Annotated in this window: 22 protein-coding genes; 10 read left to right on the forward strand and 12 right to left on the reverse strand. The window is 67.7% G+C overall.

The genetic code is table 11. The annotated features are described in order from the left end of the window. Positions 1-19: 19 nt before the first annotated feature. The 4 genes from ACLZN2_RS46720 (at position 20) to ACLZN2_RS46735 (ending at position 4,161) form a co-directional block, all read left to right on the forward strand. Entirely contained in the window at positions 20-1,429 is a 1,410-nt protein-coding gene (locus ACLZN2_RS46720; RefSeq protein WP_416986139.1) for an IS701 family transposase, read from the forward strand. Positions 1,430-1,527: 98 nt separating this feature from the next. Continuing rightward, positions 1,528-2,010: a winged helix-turn-helix domain-containing protein gene (locus ACLZN2_RS46725; RefSeq protein WP_416986140.1), complete on the forward strand. Its 483-nt coding sequence runs from the start codon at positions 1,528-1,530 to the stop codon at positions 2,008-2,010. A gap of 53 nt (positions 2,011-2,063) precedes the next feature. Next, positions 2,064-2,621: a transposase gene (locus ACLZN2_RS46730; RefSeq protein ID WP_416986168.1), complete on the forward strand. Its 558-nt coding sequence runs from the start codon at positions 2,064-2,066 to the stop codon at positions 2,619-2,621. Between the two features lie 97 nt (positions 2,622-2,718). Next, on the forward strand, positions 2,719-4,161 hold the full coding sequence (locus ACLZN2_RS46735; protein ID WP_416986141.1) for an IS701 family transposase: 1,443 nt from the start codon (positions 2,719-2,721) through the stop codon (positions 4,159-4,161). Here ACLZN2_RS46735 and ACLZN2_RS46740 read toward each other — a convergent pair. The 6 genes from ACLZN2_RS46740 to ACLZN2_RS46765 form a co-directional block, all read right to left on the reverse strand. Next, complete coding sequence (locus ACLZN2_RS46740) at positions 4,144-4,302, reverse strand: helix-turn-helix domain-containing protein (protein WP_416986142.1); 159 nt, start codon at positions 4,300-4,302, stop codon at positions 4,144-4,146. The genes ACLZN2_RS46735 and ACLZN2_RS46740 overlap by 18 nt on opposite strands. Before the next feature lie 84 nt (positions 4,303-4,386). Further along, complete coding sequence (locus ACLZN2_RS46745) at positions 4,387-5,250, reverse strand: DNA-binding protein (protein ID WP_416986143.1); 864 nt, start codon at positions 5,248-5,250, stop codon at positions 4,387-4,389. 56 nt (positions 5,251-5,306) lie between these two features. Next, positions 5,307-5,924 carry a transposase gene (locus ACLZN2_RS46750; RefSeq protein ID WP_416986144.1) on the reverse strand — a complete coding sequence of 206 codons (618 nt, stop codon included), beginning with the start codon at positions 5,922-5,924 and terminating at the stop codon, positions 5,307-5,309. Continuing rightward, on the reverse strand, positions 5,894-6,442 hold the full coding sequence (locus tag ACLZN2_RS46755) for a helix-turn-helix domain-containing protein (RefSeq protein ID WP_416986145.1): 549 nt from the start codon (positions 6,440-6,442) through the stop codon (positions 5,894-5,896). Before ACLZN2_RS46755 ends, ACLZN2_RS46750 begins: the two co-directional genes overlap by 31 nt. A gap of 21 nt (positions 6,443-6,463) precedes the next feature. Beyond that, positions 6,464-6,820, reverse strand: coding sequence for a helix-turn-helix domain-containing protein (locus ACLZN2_RS46760; RefSeq protein ID WP_416986146.1), 357 nt, complete (start codon positions 6,818-6,820; stop codon positions 6,464-6,466). A 77-nt stretch (positions 6,821-6,897) separates the two neighbouring features. Next, complete coding sequence (locus tag ACLZN2_RS46765) at positions 6,898-7,365, reverse strand: NUDIX hydrolase (RefSeq protein ID WP_416986147.1); 468 nt, start codon at positions 7,363-7,365, stop codon at positions 6,898-6,900. Positions 7,366-7,716: 351 nt separating this feature from the next. Here ACLZN2_RS46765 and ACLZN2_RS46770 point away from each other — a divergent pair, with 351 nt between their 5' ends. Then, on the forward strand, positions 7,717-8,172 hold the full coding sequence (locus tag ACLZN2_RS46770; RefSeq protein ID WP_416986148.1) for an NUDIX domain-containing protein: 456 nt from the start codon (positions 7,717-7,719) through the stop codon (positions 8,170-8,172). A 33-nt stretch (positions 8,173-8,205) separates the two neighbouring features. Here ACLZN2_RS46770 and ACLZN2_RS46775 read toward each other — a convergent pair whose 3' ends face one another. Next, positions 8,206-9,060: a hypothetical protein gene (locus ACLZN2_RS46775; RefSeq protein WP_416986149.1), complete on the reverse strand. Its 855-nt coding sequence runs from the start codon at positions 9,058-9,060 to the stop codon at positions 8,206-8,208. Positions 9,061-9,261: 201 nt separating this feature from the next. Between ACLZN2_RS46775 and ACLZN2_RS46780 the strand changes: the two genes are divergently transcribed. The 4 genes from ACLZN2_RS46780 to ACLZN2_RS46795 all read left to right on the forward strand — a co-directional run bounded on the left by ACLZN2_RS46780 (position 9,262) and on the right by ACLZN2_RS46795 (position 12,999). Next, complete coding sequence (locus tag ACLZN2_RS46780; protein ID WP_416986150.1) at positions 9,262-9,729, forward strand: NUDIX hydrolase; 468 nt, start codon at positions 9,262-9,264, stop codon at positions 9,727-9,729. A 218-nt stretch (positions 9,730-9,947) separates the two neighbouring features. Then, a complete protein-coding gene (locus tag ACLZN2_RS46785) occupies positions 9,948-10,517 on the forward strand; it encodes a peptide deformylase (RefSeq protein WP_416986151.1) in 570 nt (189 codons plus the stop codon). A gap of 209 nt (positions 10,518-10,726) precedes the next feature. Then, positions 10,727-12,088, forward strand: coding sequence for a DNA phosphorothioation-associated putative methyltransferase (locus ACLZN2_RS46790; RefSeq protein WP_416986152.1), 1,362 nt, complete (start codon positions 10,727-10,729; stop codon positions 12,086-12,088). Positions 12,089-12,147: 59 nt separating this feature from the next. Beyond that, positions 12,148-12,999: a hypothetical protein gene (locus ACLZN2_RS46795; RefSeq protein WP_416986153.1), complete on the forward strand. Its 852-nt coding sequence runs from the start codon at positions 12,148-12,150 to the stop codon at positions 12,997-12,999. Between the two features lie 112 nt (positions 13,000-13,111). Here ACLZN2_RS46795 and ACLZN2_RS46800 read toward each other — a convergent pair whose 3' ends face one another. The 5 genes from ACLZN2_RS46800 to ACLZN2_RS46820 all read right to left on the reverse strand — a co-directional run bounded on the left by ACLZN2_RS46800 (position 13,112) and on the right by ACLZN2_RS46820 (position 19,205). Then, positions 13,112-13,912 carry a phosphoadenosine phosphosulfate reductase gene (locus tag ACLZN2_RS46800; protein WP_416986169.1) on the reverse strand — a complete coding sequence of 267 codons (801 nt, stop codon included), beginning with the start codon at positions 13,910-13,912 and terminating at the stop codon, positions 13,112-13,114. A gap of 205 nt (positions 13,913-14,117) precedes the next feature. Next, the gene (locus tag ACLZN2_RS46805) at positions 14,118-14,777 is read right to left on the reverse strand and encodes a hypothetical protein (RefSeq protein ID WP_416986154.1); all 660 of its coding nucleotides are present in this window, start codon (positions 14,775-14,777) and stop codon (positions 14,118-14,120) included. A gap of 74 nt (positions 14,778-14,851) precedes the next feature. After that, positions 14,852-15,748: a phospholipase D family protein gene (locus tag ACLZN2_RS46810; RefSeq protein ID WP_416986155.1), complete on the reverse strand. Its 897-nt coding sequence runs from the start codon at positions 15,746-15,748 to the stop codon at positions 14,852-14,854. Continuing rightward, positions 15,745-17,637 (reverse strand): ATP-binding protein, encoded by a 1,893-nt coding sequence (locus ACLZN2_RS46815; protein ID WP_416986156.1) that lies wholly within the window; start codon positions 17,635-17,637, stop codon positions 15,745-15,747. Before ACLZN2_RS46815 ends, ACLZN2_RS46810 begins: the two co-directional genes overlap by 4 nt. Beyond that, on the reverse strand, positions 17,634-19,205 hold the full coding sequence (locus ACLZN2_RS46820) for a DEAD/DEAH box helicase (RefSeq protein WP_416986157.1): 1,572 nt from the start codon (positions 19,203-19,205) through the stop codon (positions 17,634-17,636). The genes ACLZN2_RS46815 and ACLZN2_RS46820 overlap by 4 nt, the downstream gene beginning before the upstream one ends. Before the next feature lie 513 nt (positions 19,206-19,718). Here ACLZN2_RS46820 and ACLZN2_RS46825 point away from each other — a divergent pair. Continuing rightward, complete coding sequence (locus ACLZN2_RS46825) at positions 19,719-20,894, forward strand: cysteine desulfurase family protein (protein ID WP_416986158.1); 1,176 nt, start codon at positions 19,719-19,721, stop codon at positions 20,892-20,894. Positions 20,895-20,896 lie beyond the last annotated feature (2 nt).

Consider the following 20,896-nt stretch of genomic DNA (forward strand, 5'->3'; position numbering starts at 1 on the left):
GGCTTGCTGGGGGCTGAAGATGACTGCTCGCCGTCCGTGTCCGCCCGCGCCGGGACCGTTGGAGGACTATGCGGTCCGGTTCGACGACCTGTTCTTCAGCCTGGCCCAGCGGCGGGGGTTTCGCGAGTATCTGACCGGGCTGCTGGCGCCGCGGGACCGGAACAAGACGATCACCTGCCTGGCAGGCGCGGAGCCGGTGGCCGGTGCGGGGATGCCGGGGGTGCAGCGGCTGCAGTTCTTCCTGTCCGAGTCGCCCTGGGAGGCCGAGCAGATCAACGACCGGCGGCTTGAACTGCTGCGCGAGCAGCCGGCGACGGCTCCGCACGACGGCGGGGTCATCGTGATCGACGACTCTGGGGACCGCAAGGACGGCACGGCAACTGCGCACGTGGGCCGGCAATGGCTGGGCCGGTTGGGCAAGACGGACAACGGCATCGTCACGGTGACCACGGTGTGGACCGACGGCCGTGTGTACTACCCGCTGCACGCGACTCCCTACACCCCCGCCCACCACTTCGCCCGCGGCCGCTCCGATCCGGCCTTCCACACCAAACCGCAACTGGCCGCAGCCCTCGCGGCCCGGGGCAAGGAGGCGGGCTTCGCCTGCCGGGCGGTAGTCGCCGACTGCGCCTACTCCGTCAGCGACACCTGGTACCTCGCACTGCGCGAGGCCGGCCTGGCCTACGTCGTCGCGCTCAAGCCGCACCGCGGCACCTGGGCCCGGGCCGACCAGCCGCACACCCCCATCGAAGCGGCCCACGCCCTGGCCTGGAAGGATGCCAAGCGTCCCGGCGGCTGGAGGCCCGTGGAGCGTCACTTCCGTGACGGGCACAGTGAGACCTGGTGGGCCGCCGATGCCCGCCTGGGCGGCTACGGCCCCGACTCACCCTGCCGGCTGGTCGTGGCCACCACCGACCCGGCCCGGCTGCCGGAGAAGGCCACCTGGTACCTGGCCACCAACCTGCCCCACCCCGACGCACCCCACGCCGCCACCAGCCCGCACCCGCCGGCCGACCTCGCCGAGATCGTCCGCCTCTACGGACTGCGGCCGTGGATCGAACAGAGCTACAAACAGATCAAGGACGAACTCGGCTGGGCCGACTTCCAAGTCCGCTCCGACCGCGCCATCCGCCGCCACCAGACCCTGGTCAACTGCGCCTTCTCCTTCTGCTGGGACCAATGGTTCGCCCCACCCGGACCCCTGGACGCCACCGCGCCGGACCCCTGCCCCGACGAGGGGCCAGAGAGGGGGCCCAGACCAACCCCACCGGCCCCAACAGCCTTGCTGGCCCAGGGCCTTACGCGCCATCCGTTCCTGGCTCGCCCCCGCTGTCACGCTCAACCGGTGGTGGCGAGCCTGGACGGACAAGGACCCACCTTCCGAGCTCCAGGCCCTGATCGACGCGGTCACCACCGGACACGGCATTGACCTCTACAGCCGGATTTAACGAACTACCGCTACTGATCTCTTCGGATTGTTGTCGGGGGGGGGCTGCCGTGTGGTGATCCCTGCGGTAGGCCGGAGGTATGCGGTATGCGCAGGGTGGTGGGCTGACCGCGGAGCGGCGGCGGTTTCGCGAGCGGATCCGGTATGAGGCCGGCGAGCGGTTTGCGCGGGGTGAGAAGTCCGCGGTGATCGCGAGGGATCTGCGGGTGAGTGAGCGGTCGGTGGAGCGCTGGCGGCGTGCCTGGCGGGAAGGCGGGATGGAGGCCCTCGCCTCCACCGGCCCGCCGAAACTGCCGAAGCTGTCCGACGGCCAGTTCGCCGAGTTGGAGAAGGAATTAGCCCTGGGGCCCGCCGAGCACGGCTGGGAAGACCAGCGGTGGACGCTGGCCAGGATCAGAGCGTTGATCTTCTGGAAGTTCCGGATCGAGTGCTCGTCGGCCGGGGTGTGGCGGCTGATGCACCGGCATGGCTGGTCCTGGCAGTCGCCGGCCCGGCGGGCACTGGAGCGTGACGAGCATGCGGTCGAGCTGTGGAAGAAGGATGTGTGGCCGCAGGTGGAATGACTGCGGCGGCGCTGGGGGCGTTCGTCGTCTTCGAGGACGAGGCGGGGTTTTCGATGACGCCGCCGCGGGCGCGCACCTGGGGCCGGCGTGGGCACACGCCGGTGGTGCGGGTGCGCGGCCGGTCCTGGCGCCGCTGGTCGATCGCTGCGATGTGCTGTTACAGGCAGGGCGAGGCGTCCCGGCTGATCTACCGGTCGCGCCGCCATCGCAAGCACAAGGGCAGGGGACGTGACAGCTTCTCCTGGCGTGACTACCGCGACTTGGTGGTGCGCGCCCACATCCAGCTCAAGGCCCCCATCGTCCTGATCTGGGATAATCTCAACACCCATCTCGCCGCCGGGATGCGGGAGTACGCAGCCGCACACGACTGGCTGACCATCGTGCAACTGCCCTCCTACGCACCGGATTTGAATCCGGCGGAGGGCGTCTGGTCGTTGTTACGGCGCGGCCCGCTGGCCAACACCGCCTTCACCGACGACGAGCATCTTGAACGCACCCTGCGCCGGGGCCTGCGCCATATCCAACTCCGCCCCGACCTCATCGACGGCTGCCTCGCCGGCACCGGCCTTACCCTCACTCACCACCCGACAACAATCCGAAGACCTCAGTAACGGTAGTTCGTTAAATCCGGTGGTGGTGTGGGTTGACGGCACGTCGGGTTGGTCGTAGGCCGGTGGTAGGAGTCAACTGCCTTACTGGGGGCTGAAGATGACTGCTCGCCGTCCGTGCCCGCCCGCGCCGGGGCCGTTGGAGGAGTACGCGGCCCGGTTCGACGACCTCTTCTTCAGCCTGGCTCAGCGGCGGGGTTTCCGCGAGTACCTGACCGGGCTGCTGGCGCCGCGGGAGCGGAACAAGACGATCACTTGCCTGGCCGGGGCGGAGCCGGTGGCGGGTGCGGGGATGCCGGGGGTGCAGCGGCTGCAGTTCTTCCTGTCCGAGTCGCCCTGGGAGGCCGGGCTGGTCAACGACCGGCGGCTTGAGCTGCTGCGCGAGGAGCCGGCGACGGCTCCGCACGACGGCGGGGTGATCGTGATCGACGATTCCGGGGACCGCAAGGCGGGCACGGCGACCGCGCATGTGGGCCGGCAGTGGCTGGGCCGGCTGGGCAAGACGGACAACGGCATCGTCACGGTGACCACGGTGTGGACCGACGGCCGTGTGTACTACCCGCTGCACGCGACTCCCTACACCCCCGCCCATCACTTCGCCCGCGGCCGGTCCGATCCGGCCTTCCGCACGAAACCGCAGCTGGCCGCAGCCCTCGCGGCCCGAGGGAAGGAGGCGGGCTTCGGCTGCCGGGCGGTGGTCGCCGACTGCGCCTACTCCGTCAGCGACGACTGGTACCTCGCACTGCGCGAGGCCGGCCTGGCCTACGTCGTCGCGCTCAAGCCGCACCGCGGCACCTGGGCCCCGGCCGACCAGCCGCACACCCCCATCGAAGCCGCCCACGCCCTGACCTGGAAGGATGCCAAACGTCCCGGCGAGTGGATGCCCGTGGAGCGTCACTTCCGCGACGGGCACACCGAAACCTGGTGGGCCGCCGATGCCCGCCTGGGCGGTTACGGCCCCGACTCACCGTGCCGACTGGTCGTGGCCACCACCGACCCGGCCAGCCTGCCGGACAAGGCCACCTGGTACCTGGCCACCAACCTGCCCCACCCCGACGCACCCTACGCCCCCGCCAGCCCGCACCCTCCGGCCGAACTGGCCGAGATCGTCCGCCTCTACGGCCTGCGGCCCTGGATCGAGCAGAGCTACAAGCAGATCAAGGACGAACTCGGCTGGGCCGACTTCCAAGTCCGCTCCGACCGTGCCATCCGCCGCCACCAGACCCTGGTCAACTGCGCTTTCTCCTTCTGCTGGGATCAATGGTTCGCCCCGCCCGGGCCCCTGGATGCCACCGCACCGGACCCCTGCCCCGACGAGGTGCCAGAGAGGGGGACCGGCCCCGTCCCACCAGCCCCAACAGCCTTGCTGGCCCAGGGCCTTACGCGCCATCCGTTCCTGGCTCACCCCCGCCGTCACCCTCAACCGATGGTGGCAAGCCTGGACGGACAAGGACCCACCCTCCGAACTCCAGGCCCTGATCGACGCGGTCACCACCGGACACGGCATCGATCTCTACCGCCGGATTTAACGAACTACCGGTAAGTGACGATGCCCGTTCTCCACCATCGACAGATAGCCGACCGACACGTTGGCCGCTTCCGCGAGTTTTCGTAGACTCATCCCCCGCTGTCGGCGGGCCGACCTCAGGCGCTCGCCGATCTTCCGAGCCTGTTCCTGGTCCATGGCCCCCGCTCAATTCCTTGTCTCAGCCGTACCCTAGGGCGAGCCTGCCGTCCCCAGCGGTTCTTCCCGCCAAGACGGGCGCCCTCAGCGCATCCCCGCCCGCTCTGCCAGAATCCGCAGGGCTGTGGCCTGGACGGTGGTGCGGCCGGCGAGCGCGGCGACCAGCTCCCGCGCGAAGGGGTCCAACCGCACCCGCAGCGGAGCAACCGCATCGGCCTCGACAAGGCGGACAGCTGCCTGATCGGCGCGGTCCCGGCGTACATCGGCCGCGGCGGCCACCGTCAGCAAGTGGGACCGCTGCGCGCCGTCGAGTGCGATCTGATCCGCGGCCTGGACATGGTCAGCGGCTGCCTCTGTGTCGCCGTGCTCCGCTGCGACGGCGGCTCGGGCCGCAACCACCATGCCCAACTCCCGTGCGGTGGTGGCCTTTCCAGCAGCCTCGGCAAGGAACCGTTCGGCGTGTTGGCGGCGTCCGGTCATGGCCTGAGCGACGGCGGCCAGCAGGGGCAGCTCCGACCCGACTCCCGCGTGCTCGGAGCGTTCGGCGCGCGCCAACGCGTATTCCGGCAGGCCGAGGTCGATCAGCAGCCGCACCTCCTCGACCAGCACCGGCAGCGGTTCGCCGGTGCCGGGGCGGGCTCGGTGCAGCAGCATCCAGGCCAGATCCTTATAGCCCAAGCGCCGCACTAGCCCGGCGCTCAGCACATGCGCCTGGACCCGCAGTCGCGTCGCTTCCTCCTGCCAGGAAGCCGGGGCGGTGGTGATTGCGTGATCCGTCCTTTCGATCAGTTTCGGCAGAGTCAGCGCGAGACCGTGCTCGTCGCCGACTGCATCGGCGTGGGTGGCCGTCCGGGTCTGCTCGGCCAGCTCCTCTAGCAGGAGGCCGCCAGCGGTGTCCGGATGCGGGCGAGCGAGCTGGCGTCGCAGGTGGAAGGCGACCGCTCGCACCGCCGCGTGCTCCTCCCCATGCGGCGGGTAGGGCTGCCCCGTCAGGTCTGCGACATCTAAGCGGCTTGGGTGAAGTTCGTTGCTGACTGTCGGATTCGGTCTTGCTGCCGTGTCATGGCGCGGTCGACGGCTTCGCCGATGGTGTCGGTGCTGGTCTGGGTGCGCTGCGGGTAGTCCTGGTACTTCGCCTGGCGCCAGACCAGTTCGATGTCGTTCAACTCCGGGCTGTAGGGCGGCAGGTAGAGCAGGTCCACGCCGATCTTCGCCAGCTGACGGCGGCGGCCCTTGAACGCCTTGGCCACGTGCGCTGAAGCGTTGTCCAGCACGACCGTGCACGGCCGTCGCCGCTCCCAGACCGGCATGACATCGACGCCGAGGCCGTCCGCGGCCAGTTCCAGGACAGCCGCCCCGCCGCCCAGGCCCGCCAGGCGGACGAGGACGAACTCCAGCAGCATCCCGGCGTCGATCTTGCCGCTGGTGCGCTGCCAGAGAAGGTCCGGCCCGGCGCCGACGATCTCCGCGCCGAGCACGTTGACCCGGCGGTTCTTGGTGTCCTCCCTTGGCACCACGGCCCGCTGCCCGATGCGGGACCAGGTGTAGCCGGTGGGCATGGTCGGGGCGAACCCGCACTCGTCCAGGAAGATCAGATCCCGCCTGCCCGAGTGCGCCTCCATCCGTAAGTCCGTAAGTCCTCCAGCTGTGCCTTCGCGGCCTGCTGGAGGACGGGGTCGGCCTTGTGCCGCAGGCTGTCGCGGGTCCGTTTCCAGCGGAAGCCGTCGCGGCGCAGCAGCTCCCACAGCCAGTCGGCGGAGATCTCCACCCCGCGCTCCTCATGAAGCCAGTCACGCAGGGCCGGGACGGTCCAGGTGACGCCGGCCGCGGCGGACCGGTCCAGCAGACCGGCCAGAGCGGCACGGTCCGCGCCGCCCAGCACCCTCGCCGGGCGGCCCGGACGCGGGGCATCGGGCAGCGCCTCGATCCCGCCGTCGTGGAAGCGGTGGACCGCCGCACGGACGGTGACCGGATTGCATTCGAGCAGGTCGGCGACTGCGGGTGCGGTCATGCCGCGATCGAGGAAGCGGATGCACTCCGCCCGCTGCCGGGTGTAGGCGGTCAGATCACGGCGGGCCAGCAACGCGTGCAGGTCACGGCGCTGATCGTCGGTCAGCTCAACACGAAGGCTCCTCGGCATGACGTCCCTCCCGAAGAACGCCTACCCAACGCAACCAACTTCACCGGATCCGCTTAGCCGCAAGGCTGCGGCGAGCGCAGCCAACGGGCTGCGGCGGTCCACCCACTCCCCGCCGGCCTCCAGCCCTGCGACGTAGGCGAGCTCAAGCCCCGTGCGCGAAGCAAGGTCATCGATGGTCAGCCCCCGGCGAAGGCGCCAGGCAGCCAGGCGGGCCCCAATAGGGCCACCGGCGTGCCTCTCGTCGAGCCCACTTATCACCAGATTGCTCGCATACCCATTCGCCCGGCCTCTGTGCACCGCCAGGACAAAGGCCCCTCGTCTCGTTCCGCGAAGGATCAGGTCTCCCTTGGCGGGCCGCGTACGCTTGTCGCAGGACACATTAGTTACACCGTTGAATCGCGTGGACCGGCCGGCGATGCGCCCGGTCAGGGCAAACGAGGGGACGTCGGACCGTCTCAAGCCTCGCGGATCGGCGTGTCGAGCACTGAGATGACTGCGTCCACGTTGGCGGTGATGAACTCGGCTAACTGCGGTGGCATCAACTTGAGTTCGCCGATGGCTTCTGCTGTGAACGGCACCCTGACCACCTCGTAGCTGCCCCGCTCCGGCCTGCGGAACTCCGTGCCGGTGCGCGCGGTCAGGTCCATCGACACCAGGTGTGCGGCGAAGATGTGCTGGATGCCGATGCCGTCATCGAGTTCGTCGGTGATCAGGTAGACGAGTTCAGAGCGGCCCACTGTGCCACCGAGTTCCTCGTACACCTCACGGTGCAGGGCCGCCTCGATGTTCGTGTCGTCGGCTTCCACACCACCACCCACCGTCACCCAGTACGGTTCCCGGCCCCGCTTGGTGCGCTTGATCAGGACAAGCTCGTCACCATCGAGGAGGATGGCGCGGGCGCTGCGCTTGACGACGTCGGTCATGGCGTGGGCTCCTTCTGGTCGCGGTACAGCAAAAAGCAGAGTCGGAGGGCCGCCTTGTGGCGACCGGATCTCCTGCCTGGCGGACTGAGCATGAAGCAGACCGTGGCAAGGGCGGGACGTACGCGTGCTGAACCAGTGCCGCAATTGATGAACGCCTCTGCAAGCGCCAGGGAAGGCGTACCAGTTCGACCAGCGCTAGTGCGGTGAAAAACCCGAGGCGAACCATGCAGCTTCTGCGGCAGACTGGCCGACCCCCTGCTCTAGGTGTATCGCTCCCACACCTCGAGATCGTTTGGAGGAAGGCGATTGACTGAGTCCAATCCGCCGGCGGCCCGGTGGAAGAGCGAACCGATGACGACGCGGCTCATCGCCGCTGTTCTCGTCACGGATCCGGACAGCGGCAGACTCCTCATTCTGAGGCGGAGCAGCCACTTGGATTTCGCGCCCGGCGAGTGGGATGTCCCCAGTGGCAAGGGCGAGCCCCGGGAACCGATCACCGCGACCGCGGTAAGGGAACTGAAGGAGGAGACGGGCGTTGTGGCTGCCGAAGCCGATCTGCGCCTTGTCCACGTCGTGCATGGCTCCTGGGGAGCGGAGGTCCCGGGGATGTTCATGGCCCTGGTCTTCCACACCGACCGGTGGAGCGGTACTCCCCACAATGCCGAGCCGCACAAGCACGACACCATCGCCTGGGTGCCTCCAGACGACCTGCCGCAACCCTTCACCCAGACCACCCTGGTCGCCGTCAAGCGGTACCTGGACGGGGGCCCGATCCTCTCGTTCGACGGCTGGCCAGAGGCTGGATGACGGTCAGTGCGGGCAGTTGCCGCAGGGCCGTGCTCAAGAGGCGTGAAGCTCAGCTACGAGCCGCGCGGCTTCCTTCCTGGCCGGCTCTACCCGGGGATCCTCGGGGTGCGCGTGTGGTCCTGCGACCTTCGCGCAGCAGAACAGCGCCATCAGCCGACCAGACCTGCTCTCAAGGTCCGGTCGACGCTCGCTCCACACACGTTCTGACAAGGCCGGGACGGCGAGGGAATGGACCCACAGGGTTGCCGCGTCCAGCCCTCGTGGCGCTCTGCCCCAGTCCTCCCAGTCGATCATGCAGAATTCCGGGCCGGTCACGTTCGCCCACGTCAGGTCGGCATGGGCCGGCCGCCACTCCTCGACCGTGGTGTCGGTGACCTCGGGAAAGACCACTCCGAGGGTTGATGTCACCAACTCCTGGGTGATGGTTTCGGTGTCCGGCGTGGCGAGGCGGGGTGCGGATTGGGCAGCGAGCGCGTCCAGCGATGCGTTCAGCGCGGACCACCACGCATCCGGGACGCGAGGGTCTTCGATCACGAGAGCGGCTTGCCCGACCGGCGCGGCGTTGACCAGTTCCATCTCATCCGCCCGCCACATCACCGGCTCCTCTGGCTCGCGCCATGCGAACCCTGCGTACCACGAGGGCATGACGATCCCGCTCAGGACAGCAGCCGATTCGGGTCCGTTCCACCCCTGAGCGCCAATCCGCTCGAACCCTCGCCGCTCGATGCGCACCCATGTATCGCGGTCCGTCCGCGCCCCGATGGTCCGGCGCTTGCGCACCACTGTCTGCAGGTCGAGCCGTACCTGCAGCGACCGCTCCACACGGTCTAGCACCCCGTCAAGCGATTCGCGGCGTAGATCGAGATTACGAGGCACAGGCAGCGTCATATGCGGGACCGTACCAAGCACGCGGAGCCGGATCCGCGAGATAGCCAGCAGCCTTGGCTGTAATGCGGCGTCGGCCATTGCCGTGCGCCGTGCGGCTGGTCTGCGTTCTACCGCGCACGTCACCCTCCAGGCATGAGGCCAGGACAACGGGTGAATCGGGGCTGCCTCGTCGGACGGGCCTATACCGCCACAATGGGCGGTATGACCACCCCACCTCTGCGGGAAGCTGCCCGCGTCATCGCCCTTGACGACGCCCAGCGGGTCCTGCTGCTGCGCTACCACGACGGCGGAAGCTACTGGGCCACTCCCGGTGGTTCGCTGGAGGCAGGGGAGGACCATGCTGCCGCCGTGCTACGCGAACTGAGCGAAGAACTCGGCGTCGACGAGAAGAACGTCGTACTCGGCATGCAGCTTGCCCAGCGCAGCAAGGAGCACCCAGTCGGCGGGCGGAATGTCCGGCAGGTCGAGCAGTACTTTCTCGCCCACCTCGCGCGCGAGGATGTCGACCCTGCCCGAGCCACTCAGCCCGACAACATCCGGGCCCATCGATGGTGGACGCTTCAGGAGCTGAGGGACACCTCGGAGACGATCTATCCCCTTGGTCTCCTCGACCTCATTACCGAGGTACTCGCCAATGGCGTGCCCGACCGCCCCATCGTCCTGCGCTGACCCGGCCCGCGTACCTCGTCGGAGATCGGGCCACCCTGTCCGGCGGGTGAGATGCCCGGCACCTGCGCTGTGGGCGCGCTGCTTTCCCGTTGTCAGGCGTATCCCAGGCTGGCTCTCTTCGGCGTTCACGTGGACGATCCGCCCTGCACGCCCGCTATCGTCACGCATGGAGCTTGCGCCTTCTGGCCCGAACAACGTATCAACCGAGGGGAGTTCGAGTGGATGAGGTGAGTCCCAGCGAGCAGATGCGCAATCTCGGAGTTGTCCAGGTAGGCGCCCCTATCCTCGACGAGCCGGCACGCCCGTTCGGCCTCCCGGCCGAGAGGGATGCCGCAGAACGTGTCGTGGATCATCTCTTCGCCTTCATGAAGCGCATCGCCCAGGTTCACACCTTCGCCAAGGGGATGGGGATCGCCGCGCCTCAGATCGGCATCGCCCGTGCTGCCGCTGTCGTCCAGCCTGCCGAGTCCGGGGCCAGCCCCATCGTCCTCCTCAACCCCCGTGTCACCGACGTGTCGGAGGACAGCGATGAGCAGTACGAAGGGTGCCTGTCCTTCTTTGACGTGCGAGGCCAGGTGCCTCGCCCACTGAGAATCACTGTGGAGACCGCATCCGTCGACGGTGCCGCGGTGACCACCGTCTACCAGCGCGGCCTCGCCCGTCTCGTTCAGCACGAGATTGACCACCTCGCTGGCCTGCTCTACACGGTTCGCATGAGGCCAGGTGTCCTGCCGATCCACGTTGAGGAGTACCGGCAGACCGGCCGTGCCTGGACTTACGAATCCTGACGTAGCGCGGCGTCATCCGTGGTCAGCCGGGAGGCGCGGCTCTGCACAAGTCCGGGTCGCCGCAGCTGGCGTCACGTAAGGTTCGGTGCTGTCGCATGCTGGCCTGTCCGTGGAATCAGGGGACGCCGATGACACAGCAGCTTTGGAGCAGCCAGAGGCATCGGACCGCCATTGGTCGTGTCGGCCTCTCGCTACCGGCCCGTCGTGCAGTGGGCGACCTCCAGTTCGAACCAGACACGGGAGTACTGGACTACGGGTGCGGTCGTGGCGGCGATTTACGGGCTCTGCAGCACCTCGGTCTTGATGCCGCGGGGTGGGACCCGGTGCACTTCCCGGATGGGCGGCGTGAGCCTGCCGAGGTGGTCCTTCTTACCTACGTCCTGAATGTAATTGAGAATCCCGCCGAACGACGGGAGACGCTCCTCCGCGCCTGGGACCTCACCAAATCCGTGCTCGTGGTGTCCGCACGGTTGAGGTGGGAGCGTAACCAGATCAAAGGCAAGGAGTACGGCGACGGCATCCTCACGCAGCGCCGCACCTTCCAGCACCTCTACGCCGCCGGCGAGCTTCGCGACTACGTTGAGGAAGCCACTGGCGTCCGCTGCGTGTCGGCGGCGCCGGGCATCGTCTATGCCTTCAAGGACGACGCGGCCCGCCTCAGCTACCTCGCCCGCCAGGTCGCCCCCGACGGGGGCTGGCTCGCGTCCGAGGACACCGCCTCGGCGATCACTTCGGTCGTGGATCATCTCGAGCATCGGGGCCGCATGCCTCAGCTTGAGGAAATGCCGCAGCCCATCATCAGCCTCCTCGGCCACCTGCGCCCCACTGAACTGAAGCGCCTCGCCGAGCAGGAAGCCGACCCTGTGAAGGTGGAACGGAGCGCCGAACGCGGAGCCCTTGACACGCTGCTCTTCCTCGCCCTCGAGTTGTTCCACGGCCGCGGTCCCGTAAGCAGTCTGCCCCTGCCTGTGCAGCTGGACATCCGTGCGTTCTTCCCCTCATACACCGAGGCGTGTCAGCGTGCCGATCGACTGCTGTTCAAGCTGCGCGACGACGCATACGTCCGCCGCGCGATGAACGGCTCGATCGCCGGCAAGTTCACCGCGACCGCCCTGTACGTGCACCGTCGGGCACTTCATCGGATCCCGGTCGTGCTGCGTCTGTACGAGCAGTGCGCGAGCATTGCTGCCGGCCGTCCCGGCGAGTGGTCCGTCGTCAAACTCCGCCACCAGGGCCGTGGCGTCAGCTGGCTCGACTACCCCGAGTTCGACACGGATCCTCACCCGCGTCTCGCGGCGTCGTACGCCGTCGACCTGAAGACCCTCAAGTCTTCCTTCATCTCGTACGCGGACTCCGCCAACCGTCCACTGCTGCACCGTAAGCACGAGTTCCTTGCCGAGGATGATCCTGACGCACCCAAGTACCGGAGGCTCACGGACGCCGAGGTGCGCGCTGGCCTTTACGAGAGTCCGCACCTGATCGGCACGGAAGAGGGCTGGGAACGCGAACTCGTACGCTGCGAGCGGGAGTTGCGAGGCCACCGGCTTGTACGGCGCGCCACCAGCACCTGAGCGTCGCACCGGCTCTCGGCACCGGGGCGATTGTCAGTGCCGTGTGTCACGCTCCATCCATGACCACTACCCGGATGGAGGGCTCCTGCCTGCCCTCATACCGCACGCTGTCAACACTCGCGCTGTCCGAGCCTGAGGATCATGTCCGTGAACTCACCGACTGGTTGGAGCATGCCTCCGCCGTCTCCGGAGTCCCGGGGGCGCAGAACAGCTGGGACACGGCCTACAAGTGGCTGCGCCTCGCGCAGGGCCTGCGCACGGTGGCGTTCGACATGTCGTATGACGACGGCGGCATGTGCTCGGCGGGCCTCGACTTCGATGCCGTCTGGACCGAGATGATGGAGGAGTGGCAGCAGCACCAGATCCGTCTCGGCTACCTGCGCGCGGCACTCGAAGGATTCGTCCGGCTGCTGTCTCCGGACATTGGACAGACTGGGCTGGCCGTCGAAGCCGCTGAGGAGAAGCTGCACCACCACGTCGGCGCATGGCCTGTCCACGCGCACGCGGTCGCCGACCATCTGCGGACGCATGCGCCGGACGGTGTGTCGGGCGCCGGCACGTCGGTGGCGGCAGCGGTGACTCAGGCGATTGCCCTGCACGAGATGGCCGTCCGGGGCTGTGCGTCCGTCCCCGAGCCGGGCAGCGACGCGGACGGGAAGGTCTTTCCCACGGGGCACGCCGAGGTCTGCGCGGTCAAGGAAGCCTCCACGGTGCTGCTGCTGGGGATGCAGCTGCTGATGGCGGCAGCGGTGACGGAGGACCGCGTCGCCGTCTTCGATGACAAGTACCTTCTCGACGGCATGTGGATTCCCGACGCCTCGGGCGGCAGCCGCTGGGTGGATGAAGAGATGCCCTACGGCGAGTACCTCGCGGTTCTCCACCTTCAGCCGGGTGAGCCGCCCGAGCTCTGATTCCGCCACCTGCAGTGCCCCGCGGCGATCATGTCGGCAGCCCAGGGGCAAACGACGGGTGGGCCCGAAGCCATGGCTTCGGGCCCACCCGTCGTGACCTGCTCGGCACGTATCAGGTCATGCACCAGCCGGAGTCGCATGCTCCCTCATCCTCATCGACGTCGCCTTCCCCCGGGCTCTCATCGGGGATGGCTTGAGGGAGCGGCATCCCATACCTCGTGAGATACACGGCATCCCGTCCGAGTGCGGCCCGCCGTCGGTTGATCGTCTCCTCCAGCCGGACCGACTGAGCGAACAACTCGGGCTCGTGCCGACGCTGGTGGTGCCAGGCGCCGACGGTGCGGAAGGGGCAGAAGAAGCAGGAGCTCTTGGGCGGTACCGGCAGGTCGGCCTCGGCGATGATGCGCTCGCAGTCGTCCCGGCGCAGCCCGAGATCGAGGAGGGGATATTCGATGACCTCGTGGGCTTCCCGCCGCCGGCGGTTGGCGCGATGGATTTCGTCGACTGAAATGCCGATGCCGACCGCCGCCGGCTCCTCCGCCGTGGCGCCATGCTCCCGAAGCCACCGCCCAACCACCTTGATCTTGAAGTCGGCAGTGCAGTTGCGGCGACCAGGAGCGCCGTTGGCCATGCGGACCGGAATGGGGATCGACCGGGTGTCCGGCCGGTTCAGCCGCTGCATGAGCGTTTCCGTGGCCCCGTCGCGTCGGCGCCGCTTGAGCTCGTGGATATCCAGTCCCACCCGCACGGCGTACGGGATGGCGATCTCACGGACGTACGCGAGGGTCGCCGGATGCTCGCTGTCGTCACCGACGTTGGCGAACAGGAAGGTGCGGAAGTCGATCTTTCCGCGAGCGGCCAGCACGAGCAGGGCCGTGCTCTGGACTCCGCCTCCGTAGGAAACGACCTTCACGGGAGGGCGGTTGGGCTCGCTGGACGCGGCTCGAGGGAGGAAGTCTGTGGGTTTGACGTGGTGGGCTCCGGAGGTTTGCTGCAAGATCGACATATGAGAGACAGTATGGATGGGATGGCGTCAAAGCAAGTGTTTCTCTCACTGCTGTTGGCGAACGCAGAGATCAACGGGGCGTGGGCCGGCAGGGGGTGGATGCGGTGATGAGCTACGGCCGGGGCTTGATGGTGACGGAATATCCCTGAGCCAGGACGGACGCCAGAAACTCGGCTGCGGCGACATGTTCGGCGCTGGTGAACGTCTGTGCAGCAGGCGGTGGCTGTCGGGGCGGGCTCGCCTCGGGGGTACTCGGCCTTCGGCCCCGGGGCTTCTGAGGAGCGCGCTGTCCTGCACGGAGCGCGGCGACTTCGGAGGCCACGATGGTTCGCTGCCGCTGCCGCTGCCGCTGTCGCGCGTCGTCCAGGATCGTTTCAAGGAGCCAGAGCGGCGAGCCGGAGACGAGCAGGTCGGCCTCGGCGATCTTGTGCCGGTTCCGCCACCGAGAGATGGTCTGCACGTTCTGGCCGAGTACGCGTGCTGCCTCCTGGATACCGACGACGACCGGGAGGTTCTCCTTGTCCTCTGGGTCGTAGCCCAGAGGGATACCAGCCTTGTAGGCCGCTAGCCGTTCTCGGTCGGCTTCGCGGTTGCCTTCGCCGTCGAGTCGCATGGCTGTGCTCAGCAGCCAGTAGGGGTTGCCCGATGCGATCAGATCGGGCTCGTCGAGCGTGCCCGCTGTCCGCCATCGTTGGGATGTCTGTCGCTCCACATGGAAGAGGAAGGCAATCTCGGCGTGCCCGAGGAGGAACGGGACGCGTACCTCTGCCATGAGACGGCCTTCCCCATCACCCTGTGCTCGTGTTCGTCGGCGGTGTGCTGGCAGACCACGCCGTGGCTGTGATCTTAGGCGTGCTCTACGCCGGGTCGCAGCTCCCACGAGCCCACTTCGGTGTAGTACCGGCCGAAGTGCTGGAGCCAGGCCGCGAGCGTCTCGGTCGTTCTGCGCGCCTGCTCCTCTGTATCTCCTGTCCGCTTGGCGATGGCCCGCTGGAGCTCGATGTTGCTGAGACGCTGTTCTGCGGTCAGCTGACCGAGTTCCGGGATCGCATGCAGGCGGGCCTCGACCTCTGCGTTGAAGGCGTCTTCCGAGAGGCCGGCGGGAACATCGAGCATGGCCAGGTCGCGCACGATGCCGGCCTCGACCAGCGAGGTGAACCGCTGCCGCCCGCTGTAGAGGGCGTAGACGTTCTCCGGTCTCCTTGTCTCCGGGAACCAGTACGGCGCTGCTTCGTCCTCGGACGGCGGGGTGACGCGCTCGCTTCTCAGGAGTTCAGCCTGCTCCCGTACGAGGGCTGCCGTGTGGGGTGTGGCTATGGTCGAGCGGGCGTTGATCTGGCCGAGGACGCGCTGTACTTCGGGGTGGTCGATCGGCACCTCCAACAAGAGTTCCACGTTGGCGTTCGGTACGCGTCCAGTGGCTTTGCCGGTCAGGTTGGCCGAGCCGACCAGACAGCGGCCGTCGGCACGGTAGAGCTTGGCGTGGAGGGACGGACACAAGGCAATGGAAACGCGTTCGTCGCTCTGGGCAGCTTCGATGATCTCCGGGTCGGAGACCCCGGCGGCTACCTCCGCCGGGGTCCAGCGCGTGACACACGTGATCTTCTGGACGGAGGAGGGCACCGCGGCGATGGTCTCCTCGAAGATCGCCTTCTTAATGAAGGGGGCGATGATGACCACCTCCTCGGCGGCGTCCTCCATCAGGTCCGCGATCTGCTGCCAGACATGGTCCGGCTGCGTCACTCCTCTTCGCTCCCGTCCTCGATGAAGTCACGGGCGTACCGGCCCCAGTCGCTTCGGGCATCCGAGATGACCCGGCGCGCCTTCTTGTTGGGGATCTCGTCCTCCATCCGTGCCCAGGAGAAGATGAGCAGCTTGAAGGTCTCGGTCGCACGGGCGAGCCGCTGGCGGAGCTCTGCGTCGTTGGCGTCCTCGGGCACGTCCTCAAGAACGGCCATCAGCTTGCTGTGCAGGGGGTGTTCCGTGTTGAAGGACACTTGGAGCATGCCGGCGAGCAGGTCGATGTTGAAGAAGGCCGATGAGTCCTGGGGGCTGGAGATCCAGCGGACGCGCCAGTCGTTCTCCATGGCATCGTCGACCAGGGTCTGGGCGGTGTCCTCGTCGACGTGGTGTCGCTCGGTCAGCGCGGTCAGCTGCTCCTGGCGCTTGTCGGCTTCCGTCGCCTCCTCGGCGAGGAGGTCGGTCGTACCGGTGTACCCGTCCTCCTGCCGGCGCTTGACGGCGTCCGTGGCCTTGGAGGTGACGTCCTGGTCGTACCGCTTCTTGCCCTTCCGGCCACCCAGCGTCTGCTGCTTCAGCTTCTTGCGCATTTTGCCCAGGAGACCCTTGAGGTACTGGGCGAGGTCGATCAGCGGCAGCCGGGGGTCGCCGAGTTCCCGCAGGCGGTCCTTGAATTGCTTGGGTGTCTCGTCGGGGTCCTGTTCAGCCGACCAGTCGAAGTCGGCGAGGGAGGAGAACACGACGGCGGTCTGCTTGTTGTTGGTGACGCCGAACACCTCGTCGAGCTCGGGCGGGAAGTCCACCTCGACGCCCCACCACCGCTCCACGGGGTCGTAACCGATCGCCCACGAGGTATCGAGGTCGAGCTCGCGGCCCTTTCGGACCAGGGAGACGCCGATGTTCCGACGGGCGTGCTGTCCCCACTTCTGGGCACCAGCGTCCCGGTTGGGGTTGGCCGTGTCGGGCCACGGATGGCCGGAGACATCGGAACGGCGGGCTTCGGGCCGGGCGATGGATGCGCGCACCGTTACGGTGTGCTGTGTGCCATCGATCGTGATGGGATAGCGGTAGACCCCGGGCTCCGCCTCGTTGCCCATGTGGAAGGGCTCGAACATGGGGGTGCTGCTGAACGGCGCGGGCGTTCCGGTCTTCGCCATGAGGTACAGAGGGTCATTGGGTTCGGCGTAGTAGGCGCCGTTGTCCCCTTCGTTGACCTTCTCGATGACCTTCCCGTCGCGAACGGGAGCCATCTTGATGTCCACGGAGCCGTCGTTCAGGTAGTGCCGGTACACACGGCCGATCAGCTCGGCGGTGTTGCGCAGGGTGGCGCCGGCACTGTGCCACTTGACGCGGTCCAGGTTCGTCCAGACGACGAGGGTGCCGCTGGTGCCCAGGGGTACCTCGCTGAGGTCGTCCCATTCCTCCGGAACACGGCGAGGGACGGGGTCGGGAACCTCATCCTGCCCGTTGGTGATCTCGTCCAGGTCAAGATAGGTGTACAGGGCGTTCGCGGCGCCGTTCTTCCACGACCAGACCTCGACCTTGGTGCACTGGGACATGCTGGAGTTGGGCAGGCCCATGCCGAAGCGGCCGATTCGGCTGCGGTCGTCGCCGAGACCGTCTCCGTACTTCAGGGCGCGGCGCAGGAGTTCGCTGTCCATTCCCTTGCCGTCGTCGAGGACGGCGATCTTGTCCACCCGGTACCTGGTCTGGGCGGCACCCTCGAGGGGGCTCTCGCAGGCGAAGACCTGCACCAGCGTGGCTTCCGCGTCGATGCTGTTGTCGATCAGCTCGGCGAGCGCGTAGGCGGTGTTCTTGTAGCCGCTGTCGCGCATGGCCTTGACGGTCAGCGAAGGGCTGACGATCCGGTAGTTGTTTCCTTCGCCGGTCACGCTGTCTCCCATACGTCTTCCCAGTTGGTGAATGCTTCGGCGACGTCGCCGAACCCGGGGAGCGCCGGGTCGACGACGGTGACGATCTCGCAGGTCTCGGTTCCGCCGGCCTTGGGGCCGCGGATGACCCGGCCGACCATCTGGCTGTAGAGCACCAGGGACTTGGTCGGCCGGGCGATGACGGCGGCGCTGGCTGCGGGCGCGTCGAAGCCCGTGGTCAGGACTCCGAAGTTGCACAGGATCATGGGCTTGCGTGCCGCGCTCTTGAAGCGACGGATGGCGTCGCTGCGGTGACGAGGTGAGGACTCGCCGGTCACGAATACCGCGTCGAGGCCGGCCGCGGACAGCACGGAAGCGATGAGTCGGCAGTGCTGCACCGATGCCGCGAACACGAGGATGCGGCGGTGCTGCTTCTCAAGCAGCTCCATGATCGTTTGGACGACCTTGAGGTTCCACTGCTCGTCCTTCGCAAGCTCGGCGATGATGCTGTCCGGGATCTCGAACGCTCGCGCCAGGCTCTGCTGATCCCGGGCCGACAGATGCATGCCGGCTTCCGCGGCCACCGTGCGCATGATCGGTTTGGCCAGGTAGCCCTGGTCGATAAGGGCTGTCACGGGATTCGTGTAGCCCTCGATCTCCAGCATGACTTTCTGGCGGGAGAAGAAGTCGGCGAGTTCTTCGTCCTTGGCGATGTCCGCCCACGTGCGGCCCGGGGTCGCGGTGAGGCCCAGCAGGCTGGAGTCGTGACGTACCGTCAGGTCGTCCACTACGCCCTGAAACGTGGGGGCGATGATCTGATGTGCCTCGTCGAACACGGTCAGAGTGCTGCGGGCGGCCAGGGTGCGCAGGAACTGCGGGTCCGACTTGGCGGTTGAGACGGCCTTCTCCAGCCCGAGGACGACCAGTCCGTCGGTCACGTCCGCGAGGTCCGGGGAAGTGCCGCCCCACACGCGGAGGACCGGCAGGGGGCGGTCGCCGACCTTGCTCCAGGCGCGCTCGAACTCGGCTGCGGCCTGCTCCAGCAGTTCCTGCCCGTGGGCCAGCCACACCACCAGGGCGGGTCCGTGCTGCCGCAGGTGGTCGCAGATCATGCTCATGCCGGTCCGCGTCTTGCCCACGCCTGTCGGCAGGTGGAGCACGGCCCGGCGGGGGCCGTCGTACAGCAGCTCCTTGACCCGGCGCGCCGCGCGGAGCTGATGGGGGAACAGGGCGTAGTCAGGTGCTGTCTCCCGCTTGAAGGCGGGCAGTTGAGGCTGTGCGCGCTCGACGGTGAAGCCGAAGAACTCCAGAAGCTCCCTGCGCTCGTCAGGCGTCCACTTCAGCGCCTGCAGGTACTCCAGCGGCTGTCCGTCGTCCAGCGACCCGAGCCGTTGCGCCAGTTCCGCCTGCTTGGGTCCGGGAACAAGGACGAGCAGTGCGGCACGCTCGTCCTCGTCCGCGACCAGGAGCTCGGCGTCGATCGCGATCGCGGCGACGGCTCGCAACCGCTCATCACCCGCCGCGCCTCCTTCGACGAGGTCGAGGAGGCCGCACAGCTCCTTGCCGAGGTGCAGGCGGATGTAGTCCATGGGGGCGTTTGCCAAGACTGCCTCGAAGGGCATTCCCGGTGACCACGTCGTCACAGCCTCACCTGACCGATGAGGCTGACGGCAAGCCGTGAGCCGCTCGCACAGGACCGACCATCATCGTGAAGTTCCTCCCCCAGCTCGACGCACACCAAGCAGCGCTTCAACGTGCGGATTCTGCGGCGTTGCAGCGTGCGGACCACCCTAAACGGGACCACTGACAACAGGAGCACCATCAGACTAAAAGCCCAGCCAGGGACGGCATTTGGTCACGCAACCGCCCGACTTCCGGCACATGAAACGGATCTCGCGGCATGTGACTTGCGCGCGAGGAGCGCAATATAGAACATTCATTCGGCAAAACGCTTGCGACACCACGCGTTCGAGTGATTCAAAGAGTGGATCTAGGCTCGCGACTAGGATCACGGCGAGCTACTGGTGGAACCCCGGATGCGGGGCGAGGTTTCCACCAGCAGTACATTGGTGTGCGACACGAGCGAGGCGGGGTGGCAGACGATGAGCGAGCCGAATGGGCCAGATACGTCCTATTTTGACTACAACGCCACCGCTCCGATCCGGCCCGAGGCCCTCGCGGCTGTTGTCGAGGCCATGCAATCGGTCGGCAACGCCTCAAGCATGCACCAACCCGGACGGCAGGCGGCTCATCGGGTCGACATCGCCCGCCGGCAGCTAGCCGACCTCCTCGGCTGCTCGCCCGGCGAGATCATCTTTACCTCCGGGGCGACCGAAGCGAACAATCTGGCCCTCCGGGCCGCGTTCACAGCAGGAAGTCCCCTGGTCACAAGCCCTGTTGAGCATCCGGCTGTGCTGGAGACAGCCCGCGCGGTCACCGCCGGGAGCCCCGAGGATCTTGCGCTCCTGCCGGTCAGTGGCGACGGCCTGGTGGATCTCGACGCCCTGGAACAGGTCTTCGCCGCGCGTCGTGGGGGAGTGGTCTCCCTGATGGCGGCGAACAATGAGACCGGCGTCCTCACCGATCTCCGCGTCGTGGCCAAGGCGGCCCGGGAAGCCGGCGCACTCGTCCACACGGACGCCACACAGATCATCGGCCGCCTCCCCGTGGACGTCGCTGAACTCGACGTCGACCTCTTGTCGCTGTCGGCCCACAAGTTCGGCGGACCGCAGGGAGTCGGTGCCCTGTATGTACGGCGTGGGTCCCCACTCCCGCACCGGCCGCTCCTCGTGGGCGGCGGACAGGAGCGGGGCTGGCGCGCGGGCACGCTGAACGTGGCAGGGATCATCGGCATGGGCGCAGCGGCCGAAGCTGCGGGGCTCGGCCTCCGCGAGGAGGCCGAGAGGGTCGCTGCCCTGCGTGACCGCCTCGAACGCCTGGTTGTCGGCGCCCTGCCCGGCTGCCGTATCAACGGTCGGCGCGATGAGCGCCTGCCTGGCGTGACGAGCATTACTTTCCCTGGGCTGCCTGCCGACGCGGTCCTGGCGGCCATGCCTGACGTGGCTGCCTCGGAGGGCAGCGCGTGCGCGTCCGGCGCCCCGACGCCGAGCCACGTGCTCCTGGCGATGGGTCTGTCCCGGGCGGACGCCGACAGCACGATCCGCTTCTCGCTCGGCTACGCCACCACGGAAGCCGAGGTCGAGCACGCCGCGCAGGCCGTCAAACGCGCCGTGACGCAGGTTCGGGCCGCGCTGGCCGAAGCCGACGGTGCCCGCTGACC

It is taken from the genome of Streptomyces sp. T028 (genome assembly GCF_048159505.1).
Lineage (GTDB): Bacteria > Actinomycetota > Actinomycetes > Streptomycetales > Streptomycetaceae > Streptomyces.

Coding starts and splice junctions, on each gene's coding strand:
- ACLZN2_RS46775 (WP_416986149.1), bottom strand. CDS start 9,060: ATGACGCTGCCTGTGCCTCGTAATCTCGATCTACGCCGCGAATCGCTT.
- ACLZN2_RS46730 (WP_416986168.1), top strand. CDS start 2,064: ATGACGCCGCCGCGGGCGCGCACCTGGGGCCGGCGTGGGCACACGCCG.
- ACLZN2_RS46740 (WP_416986142.1), bottom strand. CDS start 4,302: ATGGACCAGGAACAGGCTCGGAAGATCGGCGAGCGCCTGAGGTCGGCC.
- ACLZN2_RS46780 (WP_416986150.1), top strand. CDS start 9,262: ATGACCACCCCACCTCTGCGGGAAGCTGCCCGCGTCATCGCCCTTGAC.
- ACLZN2_RS46820 (WP_416986157.1), bottom strand. CDS start 19,205: ATGGACTACATCCGCCTGCACCTCGGCAAGGAGCTGTGCGGCCTCCTC.
- ACLZN2_RS46795 (WP_416986153.1), top strand. CDS start 12,148: ATGACCACTACCCGGATGGAGGGCTCCTGCCTGCCCTCATACCGCACG.
- ACLZN2_RS46755 (WP_416986145.1), bottom strand. CDS start 6,442: ATGCCGAGGAGCCTTCGTGTTGAGCTGACCGACGATCAGCGCCGTGAC.
- ACLZN2_RS46765 (WP_416986147.1), bottom strand. CDS start 7,365: ATGACCGACGTCGTCAAGCGCAGCGCCCGCGCCATCCTCCTCGATGGT.
- ACLZN2_RS46770 (WP_416986148.1), top strand. CDS start 7,717: ATGACGACGCGGCTCATCGCCGCTGTTCTCGTCACGGATCCGGACAGC.
- ACLZN2_RS46805 (WP_416986154.1), bottom strand. CDS start 14,777: ATGGCAGAGGTACGCGTCCCGTTCCTCCTCGGGCACGCCGAGATTGCC.
- ACLZN2_RS46720 (WP_416986139.1), top strand. CDS start 20: ATGACTGCTCGCCGTCCGTGTCCGCCCGCGCCGGGACCGTTGGAGGAC.
- ACLZN2_RS46735 (WP_416986141.1), top strand. CDS start 2,719: ATGACTGCTCGCCGTCCGTGCCCGCCCGCGCCGGGGCCGTTGGAGGAG.
- ACLZN2_RS46750 (WP_416986144.1), bottom strand. CDS start 5,924: ATGGAGGCGCACTCGGGCAGGCGGGATCTGATCTTCCTGGACGAGTGC.
- ACLZN2_RS46825 (WP_416986158.1), top strand. CDS start 19,719: ATGAGCGAGCCGAATGGGCCAGATACGTCCTATTTTGACTACAACGCC.
- ACLZN2_RS46725 (WP_416986140.1), top strand. CDS start 1,528: ATGCGGTATGCGCAGGGTGGTGGGCTGACCGCGGAGCGGCGGCGGTTT.